The organism is Paeniglutamicibacter sp. GQ140, assembly GCF_059759235.1.
In genome coordinates, this window is record NZ_JCAXDW010000010.1 from 91,766 (window position 1) to 111,022 (window position 19,257).

A 19,257-nucleotide genomic window follows, 5' to 3' on the forward strand; every position below is an offset into this window, starting at 1 on the left:
GGTGCGGCACGATTGCCCCGGGGACCGGCCTGCGGTCCCCGGGCAATTGATTTTGCCCCGGCGCGTTTTCGTGCAGAATGAGCTAAGCGCCGCTACACCGGTGCAGACCGGAACCGAGGAAATGGGATCCCGCCATGATGCAGCAACTGGTGCCACACGTTGAACAGCTTGACGCGCACTGCTGGCGGATGCACCATCAGGGTTTCTCCATGAACTCCGGACTGATCGTGGGCGAGGATCGGGCCGCGGTCATCGACACCGGCTCCGGACCGCGCGAGGCCGCGGGGCTGTACGCCGCAATTCGCCGGATCACCCACCTTCCCCTGCTGGTGGTCAACACCCACGCCCACGGCGACCACGTCTTTGGAAACAAGTATTTCGCCGCCCACGACGTGGAGGACTTCCACGCCACTGCCGCCGCGGCGGAACACCTGCGCGGGCACGGGGATGCGGAGCGCCAGTTGGTACGGTTCCTGGAACCGGAAATGGCCCTGCGCCAGGGTCCGTATTCGGGAATCGTCGTCCCCTCCGGGATCGTTGCCGACAGCGGTGAGGTCCTCGAACTCGGCGGCGTCAACATGGAGCTCTTTGGCCTGGGGAGCGGGCATACGACCGGGGACCTGCTGGTGCGCTGCGGCCGGATCCTGTTCACCGGGGACCTGGTCGAGGAAGGCGGCCCGCCAAACTTCGAGGACGCCGACCCCGCTCTTTGGGCCGACCTGCTGGGCAGGCTCGGGGAGCAATGCGGCCGGGACACGGTGATCGTCCCGGGGCACGGCAACGTGGTGGACGTGGACTTCGTTCGCCGCCAGCACCGGGAAATGCTCGCCGCCATCCGGGAGGGGAAGCAAATCGTGGCGTCCTGGCCGGCCGGAAGCTTCGACCCCACCGCCTACCAGTTGGAGCTGTTGCCGTACGGACCTGAACAGTCGACGATCTTCCTGCAAAGGCTGAGTGAATTATTGCCATAACCGGTTGCGTAGGATGAATGCATGAGTGAGCAACCCTTCAGCCTGCGTCGGATCGCGGTGAAGGTGTACTCACCCTCCCTGCTCTACGGGCTGGGGCTGGGCGCGGTGACGCCCATCATTGCCCTGTCAGCACTGGACCGCGGGGCCAATCTGGCCACGGCGGCATTGATCGTCACCCTGGTCGGCGTCGGCTCGCTGATTTCCAACGTACCGGCCGCCATGCTCACGACGCGATTCGGCGAACGCCTGGCCATGGTCGCGGCCGCCGCCTGGGCCTCGATGGGCATGGTGCTGGGCATCGTCCCCTCCAACCTGGCGCTCTTTGCGGTGGGCGTCACCATGCTGGGCATGGCCGGCGCCGTCTTCAACCTGGCCCGCCAGAGCTACCTGGCCGAGGCCGTCCCGCTGGCGTTCAGGGCCAGGGCCATGTCCACCCTGGGCGGGGTCATGCGCATCGGGGTGTTCATCGGGCCCTTTGCCGCAACCCTGGCCATGACGTGGCTGGGGATCGCCGGTGCCTACTGGGTGGGAATGGCCGCGATGCTGGTTGCGATGATCGTGTGTTTCCGGATCCCCGACCTGGAATCGCGCGCACCGCTGGAGACGGGCCAAAGCCGTGCCGGCGGATCCATGTGGAGCATCGCCAAGGACCAGTGGCGGATACTGCTGGGGATCGGGCTGGGCATCGTGTGCATTACCGCGGTGCGCTCCACCCGACAGGTCGTGCTTCCCCTGTGGGGAGAGAACATCGGGCTGGACGCCGCCACCATTTCCCTGGTCTACGGCGTCTCCGGAGCCATTGACATGCTCATCTTCTACCCGGCCGGCAAGGTCATGGACAAGCGCGGACGGGTGTGGGTGGCGGTGCCGTGCATGGTGGTGATGTCCCTGGCGTTGTTCCTGCTGCCGCTGACCCACAGCGTGCCGAGCATGATGGCGGTGGCCATGGTGTTGGGGTTCGGCAACGGCATCGGCTCGGGAATCGTGATGACCCTGGGCGCCGATTATTCGCCGGTGGCGGGCAGGGCCAAGTTCCTGGGGCTTTGGCGATTGATGTCCGACTCCGGGGCGATGGCCGGGCCGGTGGTGCTTTCGGCGCTCGTGGCCACGGCGACTTTGGGCGCCGGGGTCTGGGCCATCGGCGGGGTGGCCCTGCTGGGGGCGGGGATCTTCGGCTACTTCATTCCGCGGACAAACCGCCGGCGAATGGGAGCCCCGTAACGGGCAAACAGCACGTGCACGAACAGGCCGGCGACCATCGCCGTACCCAGCACCAGGGCCAGGCCCACCGCCAGAAACAGCAATAGCGGTCCGTTTCCCACGGTCCCGATGGCCGGGTGCGGCATCACCAGCGCCAGCGCCAGGGAGCCTGCCACGGCCAATGCGCCGAGGCTCGCGAGGACCCGCAGGAACCTTTCCGGTGCGGGCCGCGGGCCATGGCCTCCGCTCCCGGGGGCCGCTGAACTCCCGTGCGCATGGCGCAGGAACAATCCCGCCAGCACGCACCACCAGGCCACCACCAGATAGGCGGCGATCACGTCGCTCGGGCGGTGCCAGCCCAGCACCAGGGTCGAGGCCCCGGCAATCGCGGCATACCCCCATCCGAGCAGGGCCAGCAGGGGCCGGTGCGCGTCCGGGGTGACGATGAAGATCGCGGCCATGGCGGCGGCGGCAAAGGTGGTGTGCCCGGAAGGGAACGAGTTCATGGCCGCCGCCGAGATGTTCAGGTCGGGCCTCTCCAGCACCACGTGCTTGAGCAGCTGGGTGGTGCCGGCGGCTCCCAGCAACAGTGCCCCGGCCACCGCAGGGCGAAGGAAGTCGCGCCGCCGAACCAGGGCAAAAAGGACGAACGCGCCCGCCGCAAGCGCAGATGCCGCGGGCATGTAGTCCAGGAAGGCCAGGGCCGGGCCGCGGGTCTTGTCGGCCGCCAGGAAGGCCTCCCCGCCCAGCAGCGCGGCCTCGTCGATCCACTGCCCCAATTTGGTGTTGACGAAGAAGGTGAAGCACGCCCAGAAGGCTGCCGCGATCAACACCAGCGCGCCATACCAGGGCCACAGGGCGCGGCCCGGGGCGACTGTCGTGGAAGGCATGGTGGAAGGACTCATTGCCACTAGGATTTCACAATTTCGCCGTCGCGTGCCCGGAACGTGGGCTTTATCCCACCGGTTCGCCGGGCAGCCAGGGCCTGGACACCGACCGTCCGGAACCGGGGGCCCCGCAGCCGGCGACGCGCCGCGGTGTCGCTGCCGATAGGCTGGAAACCATGAACCAGCTGCCCGGACTCGACGAACTCATCCATGCCGCGCATGTGGTGACCCTGCCCATGACGGTGCAATTCCGCGGGGTGCGGCACCGCGAGGCGCTGCTCCTTGAGGGACCGGCCGGCTGGGGCGAGTTCTCGCCCTTCCTGGAGTACGGGGCCCCCGAGGCGGCCTCGTGGCTGCGCTCGGCCATCGAGGCGGCATGGGAAGGCTACCCGGATCCGGTCCGCGGCAGTGTTCCGGTCAACGCCACGCTGCCGGCCGTGGGCCCCGAACGCATTGAGGCCGTCCTGGCCTCCTACGACGCCACGCACACCATCAAGGTCAAGGTCGCGGAGAAGGGCCAGGACCTCGCCCAGGACGTCGCCCGGGTGGCGGAGGTCCGCCGACTGCTCCCGGACGCCGCCATCCGCATCGACGCCAACGCCGGATGGACCCACGGCGCGGCAATGGAGGCGCTGGAGGCGCTGGCAGGCTTCTCCCTGCAATACGCGGAGCAGCCCGTGGCCGGGATCGAGGCCCTGGCCCGGGTGCGCGAAGAGGTGGCCCGCCGCGGGTTGGGGATCCTGATTGCCGCCGATGAATCGGTGCGCAAGGAGTCCGACCCGCTGGCGGTGGCCCGCGCGGGCGCCGCCGACCTGATCGTGATCAAGGCCCAGCCGCTGGGCGGGGTGCGCCGGGCCCTGCAGATCGTGCGGGACGCCGGCCTGCCCGCCGTCGTGTCCTCGGCGCTGGACACCTCTATTGGCCTGCGGCAGGGTGCGGCACTGGCCGCCGCGCTGCCGGAGCTGCCCTACGCCTGCGGGCTTGCGACAGGCTCGCTCCTGTCCGCGGACGTCACCGCCGACAGGTTCATCGCCGTCGACGGGTCACTGCGGCTCAGGGACATCGCCGCGGACCCGGAGCTGCTGCGCCGGCACGCGGTCGACGCCGGCCGCCTGGCCTTCTGGCGGCAGCGGCTGGCCGACTGCCACGAACAACTGCGCCGGGCAGGCGCCTGACCGAGGCAGGTATCGGTCCCCGGCCGGTGCCGCGACACGCGCAACGGGCGAGATCCACCTCACAATTCAGTCCCGCGGGCCGAAAACGACTCCTCCCGGTCACCCGCCGTTAACCCTGCGGCGGCCCGTCGCTCACCGGTGGCTGGAACGCTAAGAGCCGAAGTCATCCACTCGATAGCGTTGCACGGAGAAAACCATGAGCCTCACACGTACGTTCCTTCCCATGCTCGGCCACACCCGTGGCAACCGCGATGCCGCGACCTGCCACTTCAAGTGCGGCAACGCGTGCGCCAAAGACGTCTGCAACACCAGCGACAACGGCTACTTCCGGGACATTGCCGACGCGGCACTGAGCCGCCGCTCCATCCTCGGCTTGGGGGCCGTGGCATCCGCCGCTCTGGTGGTCGGCGTCGAGACCGTTGGCGCCTCCGCTGCCCGGGCCGACACCGTGGTGGCCCCCAACGGGGGCGGCAAGCTGGCCTTCAAGGCCATCGCCCCGGTGCCGCGCACCACCGACGCCATGACCGTGCCCGAGGGCTACGACTGGGCGCCGATCATCCGCTGGGGCGATCCGCTGTTCCACAACACCGCGCAATTCGACATCACCGCGCAGAGCGCCAAGCGCCAGGCCGGCCAGTTCGGCTACAACAACGACTACCTGAACATCATCGTGGACAAGTACTCGGGCCGCTCGGGCGTGCTGGTGGCAAACCACGAATACACCAACGAAGACTTGATGTTCGATCCGGCCTGGTTCGCCGCCAACAAGGCCGAGGCCGCGAAGATCGCGATGGCCGCCCACGGTTTCTCCGTGGTCGAGGTCAAGCGCGTCAAGAGCGGCACCCCCTGGACCTACGTCCGCGGGGGCGAGCGCAACCGCCGCATCACCGCCACCACCCCCTTCGCCGTCGACGGCCCGGCCGCCGGGTCCGACCTGCTCAAGACCGTCGCCGATCCCGAGGGACGCACGGTGCTGGGCACCCTGAACAACTGCGCCGGCGGCACCACCCCGTGGGGCACCGTGCTCTCCGGCGAGGAGAACTTCAACCAGTACTTCCGCGGCACCGGTTCGTCCACCGACGCGCGCTACGGCATTGCCGACCAGGCGACCGAACGCGGCTGGGAGGACGTGGACCCGCGCTTCTCCGCCCGCAACCCGGGCTACGAGAACGAGATCAACCGCTTCGGCTGGGTCGTCGAGATCGACCCGCAGAACCCGTCCTCCACCCCGGTGAAGCACACCGCGCTGGGACGCTTCAAGCACGAGGGCGCCAACGTGCGCATCGCCGCCGACGGCCGCGTCGTTGCCTACTCGGGCGACGACGAGCGCTTCGACTACGTCTACAAGTTCGTTTCCAAGGCCAAGTACCGCCGCGGGGACCGCAAGCACAACATGACCCTGCTCTCCGAGGGCGACCTCTACGTCGCCAAGTTCTCCGGCAATTCCCCGGCGGCCCAGATCGACGGCTCGGCCACTGTGCCTTCCGACGGGGCATTCGACGGCTCGGGCAGCTGGATCCCGCTGGTCAAGGACGGCGCCTCCATGGTTCCGGACATGAGCGTGGAGGAAGTGCTCGTCTACACCCGCCTGGCCGGCGACAAGGTCGGTGCCACCAAGATGGACCGTCCCGAGGATGTGGAGCCGAACCCGGTCACCGGAAAGCTCTACATTGCGTTGACCAACAACACCCAGCGCAACACCACCGGCAAGGCGACCGTGGACGAAGCGAACCCGCGCACCAAGAACCGCGACGGCCACGTGATCGAGCTGACCGAACGCAACAACGACGCGACGGCCACCGAATTCGGCTGGAACATCCTGCTGGTGGCCGGCGACCCGTCCAAGGATGAAAGCACCTACTTCTCGGGCTACCCGAAGGACAAGGTCTCGCCGATCTCCTGCCCGGACAACCTGGCCTTCGACTCCAAGGGAAACCTCTGGATCTCCACCGACGGGCAGCCGGGCACCATCGGCTACTGCGACGCCCTGCACAAGGTCACGCTGACCGGTGCGGAGCGCGGACGCGTCGAGCAGTTCCTGGCCGTTCCGGCCGGGGCGGAAACCTGCGGACCGTTGATCCACGACCGCGACGGCTCGGTCTTCGTCGCCGTCCAGCACCCGGGCGAGAACGGCACCTACCAGGATCCGACGTCGTTCTTCCCCGACTACGTGCTCAGCCCCTCCAAGGCAAAGCGCGGCCAGGTCTACGGCCCGCGTCCCTCGGTGGTTCAGGTGTTCTCCTCGGCCAAGGGAAACGGGCCCAGGAGGTAACCCACTCCGCACCGTAGGCGGAGAGCAAGGCCCCTCGCGGCGGCGGTTCACGAACCGTCGCAGCCAGGGGCCTTTTGCCTGCCCGGGGGCCTTTCCGGCTGCGTGCCGTCGGGAACGGCAGGATGTTGGCCGCCACATCGCCAATTGCCCATGGCGGCGGAACGGTTCTGGTCGGGCACGGAATTAGGATGGAAGGCATGCCAACTGATTCCGTTCCCGAACTCGCCTCCATGGATGTTGCCCGCCTCCTGCTGGCCGCACTGCAGACCCACGGGATTCGCGACGTGGTGATCTGCCCCGGATCGCGCAGTGCACCGCTGGCCTACGCCCTGGCGGAGGCCGAGGCAGCGGGCACCATTCGCCTGCATGTGCGCATCGACGAACGCGGGGCGGGATTCACCGCGCTGGGCCTCAGCCTGGCCGGAGGTGCCCCGGTGGCCGTGGTGACCACCTCGGGCACCGCGGTGGGGGAGCTGCTGCCGGCGGTCATGGAGGCCAACCACGTCGGGGCCGGGCTGGTGGTGCTCTCGGCCGACCGCCCCACCGAATTGCACGGCACCGGAGCCAACCAGACCACCAACCAGGTCGACCTGTTCGGGGTGCACGTGCGCCGCAGCGTCAGCATCCCGGCCGGATCGGATCCGGAACCGCTGGTTGCCAAGGCAATGTCGGCGGTCCGCGGATCGCAGGCATCGGCTCCCGGCCCGGTGCAGGTCAACGTGGCCTTCCGGGACCCGCTCATCCCCGATCCGGGGGACAGGCTCCCGGATTTCGGGGCCAACATCATTGTCCCACCCGTTGCACTCGAGCTGAATGCGGAGCCGGGGTGGAAGAACCACATCCCGGTGTCCGAACACCGAACCGTGGTGGTTGCGGGACACGGAGCCGGCCCGGAGGCCGAGGACTTCGCCAGGACCCTGGGACTGCCGCTTTTTGCGGAGCCAAGTTCCAACGCCCGGTTCGGGCCCAACGCCGTCGGCCCCTACCGCACCCTGCTGGCCAAGCACATGGCACGCATCGAACGCGTGGTCCTCTTCGGCCGACCGACCCTCAGCCGGCCGGTCGGCATGCTGCTGGGAAACCCGAACATCGACTCGGCCCTCTGGTCTCCGGCACCGGCCCCATGGTTCGAACCGGGACGCAGGCGCGAGCGGATCGTCGCCGATCCCGCCGCACTGGTGGAGTTCGCCGGGGTGGCCCCCGAGGGCTGGCTGGGACAATGGGAGCGCCTGGGCAAGCGGGCAGAGGAAGCCATCCAGGCATCCATCGCCGCCGGTGCGGGGCTGAACGGACCGGTGGTTGCCCGCGAGGTCTGGGAGTTGTCCCACGGGAACCTCGTGCTGGGGTCCTCGAACGTCATCCGCGACGCCGACCTCTGCGGACAGCCCGCGAAAAGGGCAGTCGCAAGCGTCTACGCAAACCGGGGCCTGGCCGGGATCGACGGAACCGTGGCCACCGCCACGGGCATCGCCCAGGCACGTGGCGGGACGAAGACCACGCTCCTGGTCGGGGACGTGACGTTCCTGCACGACGTGGGTGGGCTGCTGATCGGTGAGGGCGAGCCCACGCCCGAGATGGATGTGGTGGTCCTCAACGATGCCGGAGGCGCCATCTTCTCCACCCTCGAACACGGTGCGGTCGAGGAATCCGGGCGCTACGCAAATGCGGTCGAAAGGCTCTTTGCCACCCCGCACCGGGTGCGGATCCAGGCGCTGGCCGCGGCCTTCGGATGGGACTACCTGGCGGTGGACACCGTGGAGGAGCTCAGAAGGGCGCTGCAAACCCCGGGAACCCGGCGCATCATCGAGGTCGCGGTGCCCCGAGCGGGACTGCGCGCCATGCATGCCCGGATCGCGGCTCAAGTCAACGAACTTGGCTGGCCGGAAACACGCTAGGCCCAACTGGCGTCATCCGGTAGGGCACCGAAGAGCTACTGCGGTGCCACCGGAGCCGCTCCCTCGCCGAGGTGCGGGGACGAGAGGATCCGTGGCGGCCCCGCGCTTGTGCCGTCCAATTCCAGGATGAGCACCTGGTTTGCACCTGGCCGCACAACCGGGGCGGGGACAAAAAGCCGGGACTGCGGCCCTGCATCCCAGAAGCGTCCCAGGGAAAAACCGTTGACCCAGACATAGCCCTTGCCCCAGCCCGACATGTCGATGAACCCATCCGCCGCGGCATCGGCGCCAAAGCCGAAGGCGTGGAATGCGGCCTCGTGTGGTGAAGCCTTCGACGCCTGGCCCAGCAATGTGGCTGCCGGGACCCGGGGGAGTTCCATGGCGGTCATTCGCCAGCCGTGAAGCTCCTGGCGTTCATGCAGCACCGCGCCCACAATGCCCTTGCGTTCCCCGACTAGCCTGCCGTAATTGACCCTGCCCATGGATTCGACGTAGAGCTCAATTGCCAGCCCGCCCGCCGGTACCGGCAACTCGAAGGCTCGCTGGTCGTTGCGTTGGAAGACATGGACAATCTTCCCGTCAATGACCAAGTGGGCGCGGTCGTTGAGTCCGTCGATGCTCAACGGGTAGGCGCGGCGCGGACCTGGGATCGTGGTGGCATAACGGACCACGCCGTGGGATAGGCCCAGCTCCTCGAAGCTCAGCGGATGGCCGGCCTCCACCTCCGGGTTCCCGGTGGTTGCGAGCAGATTCATATAGGCACGCATGCTCACGGGCGCGGATTCCGCGAAGAGCTCGGTGGGCGGCAACAGCGGCTCGCGGAAATCTTCAAGGGCCGGAACCTCACGGTACTTCGCGATCACCCGTCGATAGGCGTGGAACTTTGCCGTCGGCGCGCCACGTTCGTCCAAGGGGGCGTCGTAGTCGTAGGAGGTCACCGTCGGCTGGTAGGTGCCGTTGGCCACCGCCTGGGGCGGATCGAAGTTCGCTCCGGCACCCGTGCCGAAGTTGGTGCCGCCGTGCGCCATGTAAAGGTTCACCGAGGAGCCCATGGACAGCAATTCATCAAGGGCGTCGGCCGCGTCCTGGGGTTGGCGAACGTGGTGCTCTTCGCCCCAGTGGTCGAACCAGCCGTTCCAGAACTCCATGCAAAAAAGCGGGTCGTTCGGGCGGTGCCGGCGGAAGTTGGCGAATGCCGGGCCGGCGCCCGAGCCGAAGTTCGCCGTTGCGGCGATTCCCGGGACCATGCCTCCGGTGAGCATGTGGTCCTCGGGCCCATCGGAGGTAAACAGCGGTACATCCACGCCGCGTTCGACGAGGGCCTTGTGCACGAGATCCAGGTAATGGGCATCGGAACCGAAGGACCCATATTCGTTTTCCACCTGCACCATGCTGATCGGGCCGCCGCGGGTTTCCAGCAGTGGCACCATGCGCGGCAGCAACTCGTCAAAGAACGCCTCGACGGCCGCAACGTAGCGGGCGTCGCGGGTGCGGACCCGAATTCCCGGTTGGGAGGTGAGCCAGGCGGGCAGTCCGCCGTTGTCCCACTCGGCGCAGATATAGGGCCCAGGACGCAAGATGACCTTGAGCCCTTCCTGCGCCGCAAGATCCACGAAATGCTCCAGATCGGCGCCGCCGCTGAAATTGAATTCTCCCTGGCGGGGCTCGTGGACGTTCCAAGCCACATAGGTTTCGACGGTGTCGAGCCCCATGAGCCGGAGCCAGTGCAACCGGCTGCGCCACTGTTCGGGATGCGTCCGAAAATAGTGAATGGCTCCGCTGATGATCACGTTCTGGTTCCTCGGTTCTGGCTCGAAGCTGCTACCCAGCCACGAAATTTTCGGTGCCGGTCATCCGCCGCAGTGCGGGACGGCACCCGCGACTCACGCTGGTGTGTCATTCGATTGTTATCGATAACAACTATTTTTGCAATGGGTGTGTTGCGCAGCCTGGCGACCTTAGCGGTTTGTGGTGCTGGAGCGGACGATCAGCTCGGGGGTGATGAGCATGGTCTCGGTCCGCGGCCCGCGCCCGTCGTCTTCGCCGAGTTCGGAGTCCAGGTGGCGCACCGCATGGCGGCCGATCTCCTCCAGAGGCTGTCGGACGGTGGTCAATGGGGGAGTGCAATAGGGCGCCAGCTCGATGTCGTCGATGCCGACCACCGAGATGTCTTCGGGTACCGAACGCCCCAGCTCGGACACCGCCTTGATCAGTCCAAATGCCATCTCGTCGCTGGCCACGAACACCGCGGTGACATCGGGCATTCGCCCCAGGATCAGCCCTGCCCGATAGCCGGACTCGGCGCTCCAATCGCCATAGATCTCAGGCGGGACCTGCAGCTGCGCCGACTCCAGGGCATCCCGCCAGCCGGTGATCCGGGCGTCGGACTCCACCCAGTCCTTGGGGCCGGCGACATGCCAAATATTGGTGTGGCCACGCTCGACCAGGTGTTCAACCGCGAGCCTCGCGGCATGGACCTGGTCAAAGGCAGCGACCTGCTGACCCGCGGGGAGCGGGGAGTCGATGGCCACCGATGGAACCTCATTCAACAGGCTCTCGACCTCGGCGGAGGATCCCTGTAACGGAACAGCGGTGATGATTCCGTCCACTCCCTGGGTGACGAGCCTACTCAAGCCCGCTTCCAACGACCTGGCCGAGAGGTCGGTAATGGACACGAAGGTCACCGAATACCCGCGCGCCGCCGCCTCACGTTCAATGCCGACGATCAGGGTCATGCGCGAGTACGAGCTGGAGGATAGGGTGATCACTCCTATCATGTTGCTGCGCCCGGTCACCAGCGCCCTTGCTGTGGCGTTCCTGCGGTAGCCCAGGCTTCGGGCGGCCTCCTTGACGGCCTGGCGTGTTTCAGCCTGCACGTTCGGATGGTCGCTCAGGACTCGGGAAACGGTTTGCGCCGATACCCCGGCTAGCTGGGCGACATCGCGCATTGATGGTGCGCGGTGCGGTTTCTGGGCCATCTAGTCCTTCTTTTCTCTCAGTGCGCGTCGCGTGCGTGGGCCCGGGGGCGCGTGTTACGTATCAAGTGACTCTATGTGATGCAAACCAGCCTTGACCATGAAATGGGACGTATCCGGGAAATCGATCAAGGTACTTGTTATCGATAACAACCTATGGCATTCTGGTTTTCACGCCTAATGTTGCGCGGCTCACAGACGCTTGTTCCGAGAGATCCCGCGCAGGTCCAGGTGTCGGGTTGAAATCCCGAAGTCCCAGCCTTTGACAGACATGCCGGCCAGCCGGTGGTAGCAACTGGAGGAAACATGAAGAGCTTCAAGCGTTTGGGGATCGCCGCGGCCGGTGCCCTCGCAGCGACACTCGCCCTGACAGCGTGCGGCGGCGCCAGCGGAGCCCCGGCTCCAGCGGCATCCAGCACCGAAGCGGCCTCGCCGGCCGAGCTGACCTTCTGGGGATGGGCCCCGGGCTATGCCGACAGTGTCAAGGCATTCAACGAATCCCAGTCGGATATCGTCGTGAAGTACGAAGAAATCCAGCCCGGATCTCGTGGCGGCTACGAAAAGATGCTGAATGCGGTGCAGGCCGGCAACGCGGCCTGCCTGGGCCAGGTAGGCTACGAAACCCTTACCAGCTTCGCTGCGCAGGGCGCGCTTGAAGATGTCTCGCAGTTCGCCACCGCCAACCAGGCAGAATACGTTGAATTCGCCTGGAACAGCGTCAAGGTCGGAGACAAGGTGTTCGGGGCACCGGTGGACACCGGCCCCATGGCCCTGTACTACAACAAGGAACTCTTCGAAAAGCACAACGTCGACGTTCCAGCCACGTGGGACGAATACAAGGCCGCGGCCGAGAAGCTGAAGGCTGCCGATCCCAAGATCAAGATCAGCTCTCCGTACGCGAACTACGACTACGCCGGTATGTCCTGGCAGGCAGGTGCACCGTGGTTCGGGATCGAGGGGGACAGCTGGAAGGTTTCCGTCGACTCGGAGGAAAACAAGAAGGTTGCCGAATACTGGCAGTCACTGGTCGACGCCGGCACCATTGCCAAGGCGCCGATGTACGACCCTGCATGGTTCAAGGGATTGGGCGACGGCTCGATCGCAACCCTGGTCGGTGCTGTTTGGCAAGCCGGAGTCCTCAAGGGCGATGCGGCCGACGGAGCCGGGAAGTGGGCGGTGGCCCCCATGCCGCAGTGGGATGCGGCCAATCCGTCGGTGGGCAACGTGGGCGGCTCGGCCACCGCGGTGCTCAAGGGGTGTGAAACCCCCGAAGCGGCCTGGAAGTTCGCGAACTTCCTGTCCACCGATGCGGACAGCTACGGCAACCTGATCGACAAGGCTGCCCTGTACCCGGCGGCCAAGGCGCTGTTGGACCTGCCGCAGCTGAGCAAGGAAGACAAGTACTTCTCCGGGCAGAAGATCTTCGATGTGTTCAAGGACGAGGCCCTGAAGGTCAACACCGATTGGACCTGGGGACCCAACATGCCACTGACCACGACGAAGCTTGACGACGGGTTGAACAAGGCCTGGGCAGGCAACGGCAAGCTGGCCGATGCATTGGCCGAAGCCCGCACCGCGACGGTTGACGATATGAAGAGCCAAGGCATCAACGTCGCCGAGTAGTCCGATTGCCGTGGCGGACCCGTTGGGCCGCCACGGCAATCCACCCCTGTAGCAAGCACCGGAAGGCAGCAAGACCATGAGCGTGGTTACCCCAACCCGATCTCCGATCCCCAAGGCGAAAACCATTGGCCGCCAGGCACGAACAGCGGCATTGCTGCTGGCGCCATTCGTGGCGGTATTCGTTGGCATGTACCTGGCCCCACTGTGCTTCGCCGTCTATCGCAGCCTCTTTGTGCTCAAGCGTGACGGTCTTGGGCTCACGGCCCCCACCATGGTGTTTGAACCGTTCACCAACTACCTCAAGGCGTTCAGCGACCCGGTGTTCATCGAGTCGCTCGGACGGGTGCTCCTCTTTGGGGTGGTCCAGGTGCCGTTCATGCTTTGCCTGGCCACCGGGCTTGCCCTGTTGATCGATTCACGCTCGGCACGAGCCAAGGGATTCTTCCGCCTCACCAGCTTCCTTCCCTACGCGGTTCCCGGCGTGATCGCCGCGCTCATGTGGTCATTCCTCTACTCGGGCACCTCGAGCCCGATCAACGCCCTACTCGCACCCCTCGGGATCGAGATTCCCTTCCTGAGCGAGGACATGGTCCTGTGGTCGGTTGCCAACATCGTGACCTGGGGCTGGACGGGCTACAACATGATCATCATCTACTCCGCCCTCCAGTCGATCCCCGGGGAAATCCTCGAGGCGGCAAAGATCGACGGCGCCTCCGCTTGGAACATCGCGTGGCACATCAAGATTCCCATGGTGCGCCCGGCACTCATCCTGACTGCGGTCTTCTCCATCATCGGCACGGCGCAGCTGTACAACGAGCCCAAGGTGCTGCAAAGCGTCTCGGGCGGTTCCATCGACTCGTCGTTCACCCCGATCATGGCCGCCCAGGCAGCCACAGCCGCACAGAACTATCCGTACGCCGCAGCCACCTCGGTGATTCTCGCGGTGCTCGTGGGCATCCTCTCCATCACCTTCTTCAAGATCACGAACCGAGGCTCGGACGCATGAGCACACAACTAGCGGCAGATGACACCTTGGCCTCGACCGACACCGAAACCAGAGGCGCGGCGGTATCCGCCGGGCGTACACGCGCCGGCCGGAACTTCGGCAGGGGATCGGGCTCGAACCCCCGCAACAACCGGGAAACGTCGCTGACCAGCCGCCTGGTGGTGACCATTGTGTTGGGCTGTTTCGCCGTCTACTTCCTGGTGCCGATCTGGTGGCTGCTGGTCGCTGCGTCAAAGCCCATGGGGGAGCAGTTCTCCTCGCCCGGATTCTGGTTCAACGGAATGCACCTGGGCAGCAACGTCGCCGAGCTGCTGTCTTCCCGCGACGGCATCTTCATGCGCTGGATCCTCAACTCGATCTTCTACGCAGGGGTGGGAGCCCTCGTAGCGACCCTGCTCGCCTCCATGGCCGGCTACGCGCTGGCCAAGTACAGCTTCCGCGGCAGAGAAGTCGTCTTTGGCGTGGTGCTTGCAGCCGTCCTGATCCCCAAGATCCTCTTTACCCTTCCGCTCTACCTGATGTTTTCCGAGGTCGGGCTGATCAACAACCCGTTGGCGGTCATCCTGCCCAGCATCGTCAGCCCCTTCGGCGTCTACCTGTCCAGGGTCTTTGCCGCGCAGTCCGTGCCCGACGAGGTCATCGAGGCGGCGCGAATCGATGGGTTGGGAGAGGTGGGGATCTACTTCCGGATCGGCCTGCGCATGATGATGCCGGCGTTGGTCACGATCTTCCTCTTCAACTTCGTCGAAATCTGGAACAACTACCTGCTCCCGGCGATGGTCATCAACGACTCCTCACTGCAACCGGTCACGGTCGGTCTGGTGTCCTGGTTCGCCTCCAACGGCAAGGTTCCCATGGCCCTGGTAGTCATCGGTGCCCTGGTCTCGATCATTCCACTGCTGCTGCTCTTCCTGTTCCTGCAACGCTTCTGGAAGGCCGGGCTGACCGCGGGCGCCCTGAAATAGGGACCAACCGATTCCCGCGTAGCGGCGAGTCGGTGCCCCCGCTGGGACTACATGAAATGGCGTGGTCGGCATCCCCAAAACGGGGTGCCGGCCACGCTGCTTTGCGCGTGAACGCGAGTTGGCTTTTGGTCGCCCCACTTGTTGTGGCGAGGCCAATTCCCCAAGCAGAGGGTCGCGGGTTAACGAGAGGAGCGGCCGGCATCCGGATGGATGCTGGCCGCCCCCTCGGCTGTTGAGCGAGCTACTCCGCGATCTCCACGTGGGTGGGATCGAGGACGCGCTTGAGGAAGTCCTGGGTGCGTGGCTGCTGCGGGTTGCCGATGACGTCCTTGGCCGGCCCCTGCTCGACGACGACGCCGCCGTCCATGAAGATCACCCGGTCGGCGACTTCCTTGGCGAATGACATCTCGTGGGTCACCACCAGCATGGTCATGCCGGCCTTGGCCAGCGAGCGCATGATGGCAAGCACTTCTCCGACGGTCTCAGGATCAAGGGCAGAGGTAGGTTCGTCAAAGAGCATCAGCGTCGGGTCCATGGACAGCGCCCGGGCGATGGCCACGCGCTGCTGCTGGCCTCCGGAGAGCTGGTCCGGGAAGCGGTCGCCGAAGTCACCAAGCCCCACTCGACCCAGGTTGGTCGAGGCAACCGCCCTGGCCTTGGCCGCGGGGCGCTTGAGCACCTTGGTCTGCGCCACCGTGCAATTCTGCATGACGGTCAGATGAGGGAACAGGTTGAACTGCTGGAAGACCATGCCGACCTTTTGGCGCATCTTGTCCAGATTGACGTCCAGGTCGGTGGCGTCGAAGCCGCCGACGTGGATCGTTCCGGCGTTGGGCTGCTCCAGCAGGTTGACGCAGCGAAGCAGGGTGGATTTGCCCGAACCCGAAGGACCGATCAGGCACACTACCTCGCCGGGCTTGACCTCGAGGTCGATGCCCCTGAGTACTTCGTTGTCGCCGTAGGACTTGTGCAAGCCGCGAATGTCCACGCCTGAGGCCTTGAACGTGCCTGGGGTGTTGGTGTTGTCAGTCATGAGGAGGTTCCCTATCGCTTCGTCCGTGCGGAACGGGATTCAAACTTTCGAGCGATGAGGCTCAATGGAATGGTGATCACGAGGTAAAGTGCGCCGGCCACGATCAACGGGGTGATGCCTGCACCCAGCGAGGCGATCCCGTCGCGTCCGAACTTAGTCATCTCGTACTGTGCCGCGGTTGCGCCGAGAATGAATGCCAGCGACGAATCCTTGGTCAGCAGGATGATTTCGTTGGTCAGCGGCGGCAAGACGATCTTGAATGCCTGTGGGATGACGATGGTGACCATGGCACGCCATGCCGGCATGCCCAGCGAGCGGGCTGCCTCGATCTGCCCCTTCGGCACGGCCTGGAGACCGGCACGCAATGTCTCGGCGATGTAAGCTGCCGAAACCAGGCCCAGTGAAACCATGACGATGACCGGCTGAGGCCAGCTCGTGCCCGGGAACGCGGTCGGCACGCCATATCCGAAGGTGATGAGGACCAAGATCGCGGGGATGCCTCGGAAGAACTCAATAAATCCCGTGGCGAACCAGCGGTACGGGGCGAAGGTGGCCATTTTCATCAGGGCCAGAAGCAGGCCCAGCGTCAGGCCGAAGGCAAAGGATATGGCCGTGTAGTACACGGTGTTCTTCAGGCCGATCGTGAGCAGATCGGGGAAAATGGGGCCAAGCTTGTCGAACGCGAAGAACTGTTCGCTCAATACTTTCCAGTCGACCTGCAGCACCACGGCGAGAATGACACCGAAGAAAACGACGATCTGGATGAGTTTGCTTAACCGGGCGCGTTGACGTGTTGTCATGGCCATGGGATGGAAGCCTTCCGTGAAAGGGGGAGAGGCCCCGGTTCCGATCGGGAGCCAGGGCCTCGCCTGAGTACGTGCATCAAGCGTTGCTGATGTTAGTTGGTCGCGCCGAACCAGGTCTCGGTGAACTTGGCCAGGGAACCGTCATCGGTCAGTCGCTTGAGCGAGGTGTTGACCTGCTCCAGCATGGCCGCCGAGCCCTTCGGGACTGCAATGCCCAGCTGTTCTCCCGTCTTGAAATCGGCAACGCGCTTGAGCGATGGATCATTCTTGATGGCGTAGCCCAATACCGACTGGTTACCCAGCGATGCCACGGTGGTGCCGGCCTTCAGTGACGCGAGTTGGAGGCCCGAGTCCTCGTAGCCGATGGCCTCAAGACCCTTTTCCTTGGCGAACTTGGCACCGGTGGTCGCTTGCTGCACGCCGACCTTCTTGCCCTTGGCGGACTCAAGATCGGTGATCCCCGAGCCCTCCTTGGCAACGAGGGTGAGGTCGTCATCCATGTAGGGGGTGGAGAAGTCCATGTTCCCCTTGCGCTCTGGGGTAATGGATACAGAGGAAATCGCGACGTCGCACTGGGTCCTGAAGAGGCCGGACTCGATGGAGTCGAAGCTTGAATCGATCACGTTGAGCTCGAGCTTCATGTCCTTGGCGATTTCGGCGGCGACATCCATGTCGAAACCGACGTTCTTGCCGTCCTTCACGAATTCGAATGGTTCGTACGGGATGTCCGAGCAAACAGTGAGTTTGCCGGCGTTGATCAGCTTGAGGGCGTTGGCATCCGTCGACGCAGCGGGGGTGTCGCTGCTGCCACAGGCAGTCAATGCGAGGGCCCCCACGGCCGCTACAGCCAATGACTTGAGCACAGTTGATGTAATCCGCATGGAGTGTGATCCTTCTCTTGGTGATCGCTCGCAGGGTTTGCGTTGGTGATCATTCTAACCGGAAGCGCAGACCCATGAGATGTGCCTCACAGGCTACATTCATTTTCTATGGGTAAACAAGTCCCGTTGTGCAATTGTTGTCTGGACTCGATCCAGTGGCTAAATGCCCAACGCCTCGCGCATGGGACGCATCTTGGCCCATGATTCCGCTAGTTCTGCGGCCGGGTCGGAGGCGGCGACGATGCCGCAACCCGCGTAGAGCCTAATTGAGGTCGGGGATTCAATCACTCCACCACGCAGGGCGATGCCAAATTCACCATTCCCGCGTGTGTCGATCCAACCCACGGGACCGGCGTAAGGTCCGCGATCCATGCCCTCAAGCTCACGCAGGATCAAGCCGGCCTCCTTGGTGGGAGTCCCACACACGGCCGCGGTGGGATGGAAAACCTCGGTCAAATCCAGCATGCTCGGCACCGAACCGTCCGCCCGGATGGCCAGGGTTGCCTTCACGTCCGATGCCAGATGCCAGACGTTGGGCAGCTGCAGGACGAACGGCTCGTCGGGCGCGTCCATGCCCGAGGACAGTGGGCCGAGCTGTTCGGTCAACGAGTCGATGGCCAGCTGGTGCTCATGGCGTTGCTTCTCGTCCTCGAGGAGCATGCGGTGCGCGTAGTGCGCGTCCCCGCTGGGGGCGGTGGCGCGATCCAGGGTGCCGGCCAGCACGCGGGCCTCGGCAATGTCGCCGCGCACCCGGACCAGCATTTCCGGTGTCGCACCAATGAGCCCGTCCACCGAATAGGTCCAGCAATCGCTGTAGCGAAGTGCCAGTTGGCGCAGCACCTGGGCCACGGCGATCGGCGAGCCAAGTTCGGCAACGGCGTCACGGGCCAGGACCAGCTTGGTGACGGCGCCGGACTCGATGACGGAGACCCCCTTGCGCACGGACTCCAGATAGGATTCCTCGGAAATCTGCCCGGCGACGAGCCGGTCGATGCCGGTGTCCAGTTCGTGTTCGGGGGAGTAGTCCTCCAGCAATGACGCCAGCTCCGCCTCTGCTGCTTCCACGCTCAGCTCGGCCCCGGGATCGGCGACGGTGTAGGTGATCCAACTGCAGGCGTCGTTGCGGCCCACGACAATCCTGGGAACGATCAACCGTGAGACATAGGAGCTGCTAAAGGAAAAGGAAAAGGCCCCGTAGGCGATTAGCCCCGTGCCCGACTGGTTCACGTTGTCCTCGACGGCGGCGGCGGCGGCCACCGCATCCCACCACGCGCGCGCCTCGGCGAAGCGCTCGGCGCCTGTTGATTCAAAGCGCGCCACCTGGCCAAAACCGACGGTCCCCTCGCCACGGCGTGACCATACCAGGGAATCGTCGCGGACGACGTAATCGAGCAGGCCGTGCTCGCTCATGGCAGGTCGTTGGATCGTGATCGAGCGCAGGCTAGGTACTGTGCCCGGGGCCTGGGCCCCCAAGGCGGCGGAAAGTTGGGAAGTCATGGTCTGCCAAGCTTACCGCCGGAAAACGGCCGCCATGGAGGCGCAGTGGCGCCGCTCACCCGCGTTCCCGG

At 65.3% G+C, this 19,257-nt stretch carries 15 protein-coding genes; 8 read left to right on the forward strand and 7 right to left on the reverse strand.

Annotated features, from left to right (window positions below):
* Positions 1-134 precede the first annotated feature (134 nt).
* Both AC6CHY_RS14435 and AC6CHY_RS14440 read left to right on the forward strand, forming a co-directional pair.
* Positions 135-971 (forward strand): MBL fold metallo-hydrolase, encoded by an 837-nt coding sequence (locus AC6CHY_RS14435; RefSeq protein ID WP_498227144.1) that lies wholly within the window; start codon positions 135-137, stop codon positions 969-971.
* Positions 972-992: 21 nt separating this feature from the next.
* Positions 993-2,192, forward strand: a complete 1,200-nt coding sequence (locus AC6CHY_RS14440; RefSeq protein WP_498227145.1) for an MFS transporter — start codon at positions 993-995, stop codon at positions 2,190-2,192.
* On the opposite strand, the gene AC6CHY_RS14445 is transcribed toward AC6CHY_RS14440, so the two are convergent.
* Positions 2,147-3,061, reverse strand: a complete 915-nt coding sequence (locus tag AC6CHY_RS14445) for a phosphatase PAP2 family protein (RefSeq protein WP_498227146.1) — start codon at positions 3,059-3,061, stop codon at positions 2,147-2,149. The two genes, AC6CHY_RS14440 and AC6CHY_RS14445, sit on opposite strands and share 46 nt — an antisense overlap.
* Before the next feature lie 173 nt (positions 3,062-3,234).
* Here AC6CHY_RS14445 and AC6CHY_RS14450 point away from each other — a divergent pair, with 173 nt between their 5' ends.
* The 3 genes from AC6CHY_RS14450 (at position 3,235) to menD (ending at position 8,400) form a co-directional block, all read left to right on the forward strand.
* On the forward strand, positions 3,235-4,233 hold the full coding sequence (locus AC6CHY_RS14450; protein WP_217389342.1) for an o-succinylbenzoate synthase: 999 nt from the start codon (positions 3,235-3,237) through the stop codon (positions 4,231-4,233).
* Positions 4,234-4,429: 196 nt separating this feature from the next.
* The gene (locus AC6CHY_RS14455) at positions 4,430-6,505 is read left to right on the forward strand and encodes a PhoX family protein (RefSeq protein ID WP_498227147.1); all 2,076 of its coding nucleotides are present in this window, start codon (positions 4,430-4,432) and stop codon (positions 6,503-6,505) included.
* A 197-nt stretch (positions 6,506-6,702) separates the two neighbouring features.
* Positions 6,703-8,400, forward strand: a complete 1,698-nt coding sequence (gene menD, locus AC6CHY_RS14460) for a 2-succinyl-5-enolpyruvyl-6-hydroxy-3-cyclohexene-1-carboxylic-acid synthase (protein WP_498227148.1) — start codon at positions 6,703-6,705, stop codon at positions 8,398-8,400.
* 35 nt (positions 8,401-8,435) lie between these two features.
* Here the strand turns inward: menD and AC6CHY_RS14465 are convergent, their stop codons facing one another.
* The gene (locus tag AC6CHY_RS14465; RefSeq protein ID WP_217389345.1) at positions 8,436-10,190 is read right to left on the reverse strand and encodes a glycoside hydrolase family 35 protein; all 1,755 of its coding nucleotides are present in this window, start codon (positions 10,188-10,190) and stop codon (positions 8,436-8,438) included.
* 168 nt (positions 10,191-10,358) lie between these two features.
* Complete coding sequence (locus tag AC6CHY_RS14470) at positions 10,359-11,378, reverse strand: LacI family DNA-binding transcriptional regulator (RefSeq protein WP_217389346.1); 1,020 nt, start codon at positions 11,376-11,378, stop codon at positions 10,359-10,361.
* 303 nt (positions 11,379-11,681) lie between these two features.
* On the opposite strand from AC6CHY_RS14470, the gene AC6CHY_RS14475 reads away from it, so the two are divergent.
* The 3 genes from AC6CHY_RS14475 (at position 11,682) to AC6CHY_RS14485 (ending at position 14,969) form a co-directional block, all read left to right on the forward strand.
* Positions 11,682-12,998, forward strand: a complete 1,317-nt coding sequence (locus AC6CHY_RS14475; RefSeq protein WP_217389347.1) for an ABC transporter substrate-binding protein — start codon at positions 11,682-11,684, stop codon at positions 12,996-12,998.
* Positions 12,999-13,074: 76 nt separating this feature from the next.
* Positions 13,075-14,004, forward strand: coding sequence for a carbohydrate ABC transporter permease (locus AC6CHY_RS14480; RefSeq protein WP_217389348.1), 930 nt, complete (start codon positions 13,075-13,077; stop codon positions 14,002-14,004).
* Complete coding sequence (locus AC6CHY_RS14485; RefSeq protein ID WP_498227149.1) at positions 14,001-14,969, forward strand: carbohydrate ABC transporter permease; 969 nt, start codon at positions 14,001-14,003, stop codon at positions 14,967-14,969. Before AC6CHY_RS14480 ends, AC6CHY_RS14485 begins: the two co-directional genes overlap by 4 nt.
* A gap of 241 nt (positions 14,970-15,210) precedes the next feature.
* Here AC6CHY_RS14485 and AC6CHY_RS14490 read toward each other — a convergent pair whose 3' ends face one another.
* From AC6CHY_RS14490 to AC6CHY_RS14505, 4 genes are all read right to left on the reverse strand, one after another.
* The gene (locus tag AC6CHY_RS14490) at positions 15,211-16,002 is read right to left on the reverse strand and encodes an amino acid ABC transporter ATP-binding protein (RefSeq protein ID WP_217389350.1); all 792 of its coding nucleotides are present in this window, start codon (positions 16,000-16,002) and stop codon (positions 15,211-15,213) included.
* A gap of 11 nt (positions 16,003-16,013) precedes the next feature.
* Positions 16,014-16,808 (reverse strand): amino acid ABC transporter permease, encoded by a 795-nt coding sequence (locus tag AC6CHY_RS14495; protein ID WP_217389351.1) that lies wholly within the window; start codon positions 16,806-16,808, stop codon positions 16,014-16,016.
* A gap of 92 nt (positions 16,809-16,900) precedes the next feature.
* Positions 16,901-17,689: an ABC transporter substrate-binding protein gene (locus AC6CHY_RS14500; protein ID WP_498227150.1), complete on the reverse strand. Its 789-nt coding sequence runs from the start codon at positions 17,687-17,689 to the stop codon at positions 16,901-16,903.
* Between the two features lie 159 nt (positions 17,690-17,848).
* The gene (locus AC6CHY_RS14505; RefSeq protein ID WP_498227151.1) at positions 17,849-19,186 is read right to left on the reverse strand and encodes an isochorismate synthase; all 1,338 of its coding nucleotides are present in this window, start codon (positions 19,184-19,186) and stop codon (positions 17,849-17,851) included.
* Positions 19,187-19,257 lie beyond the last annotated feature (71 nt).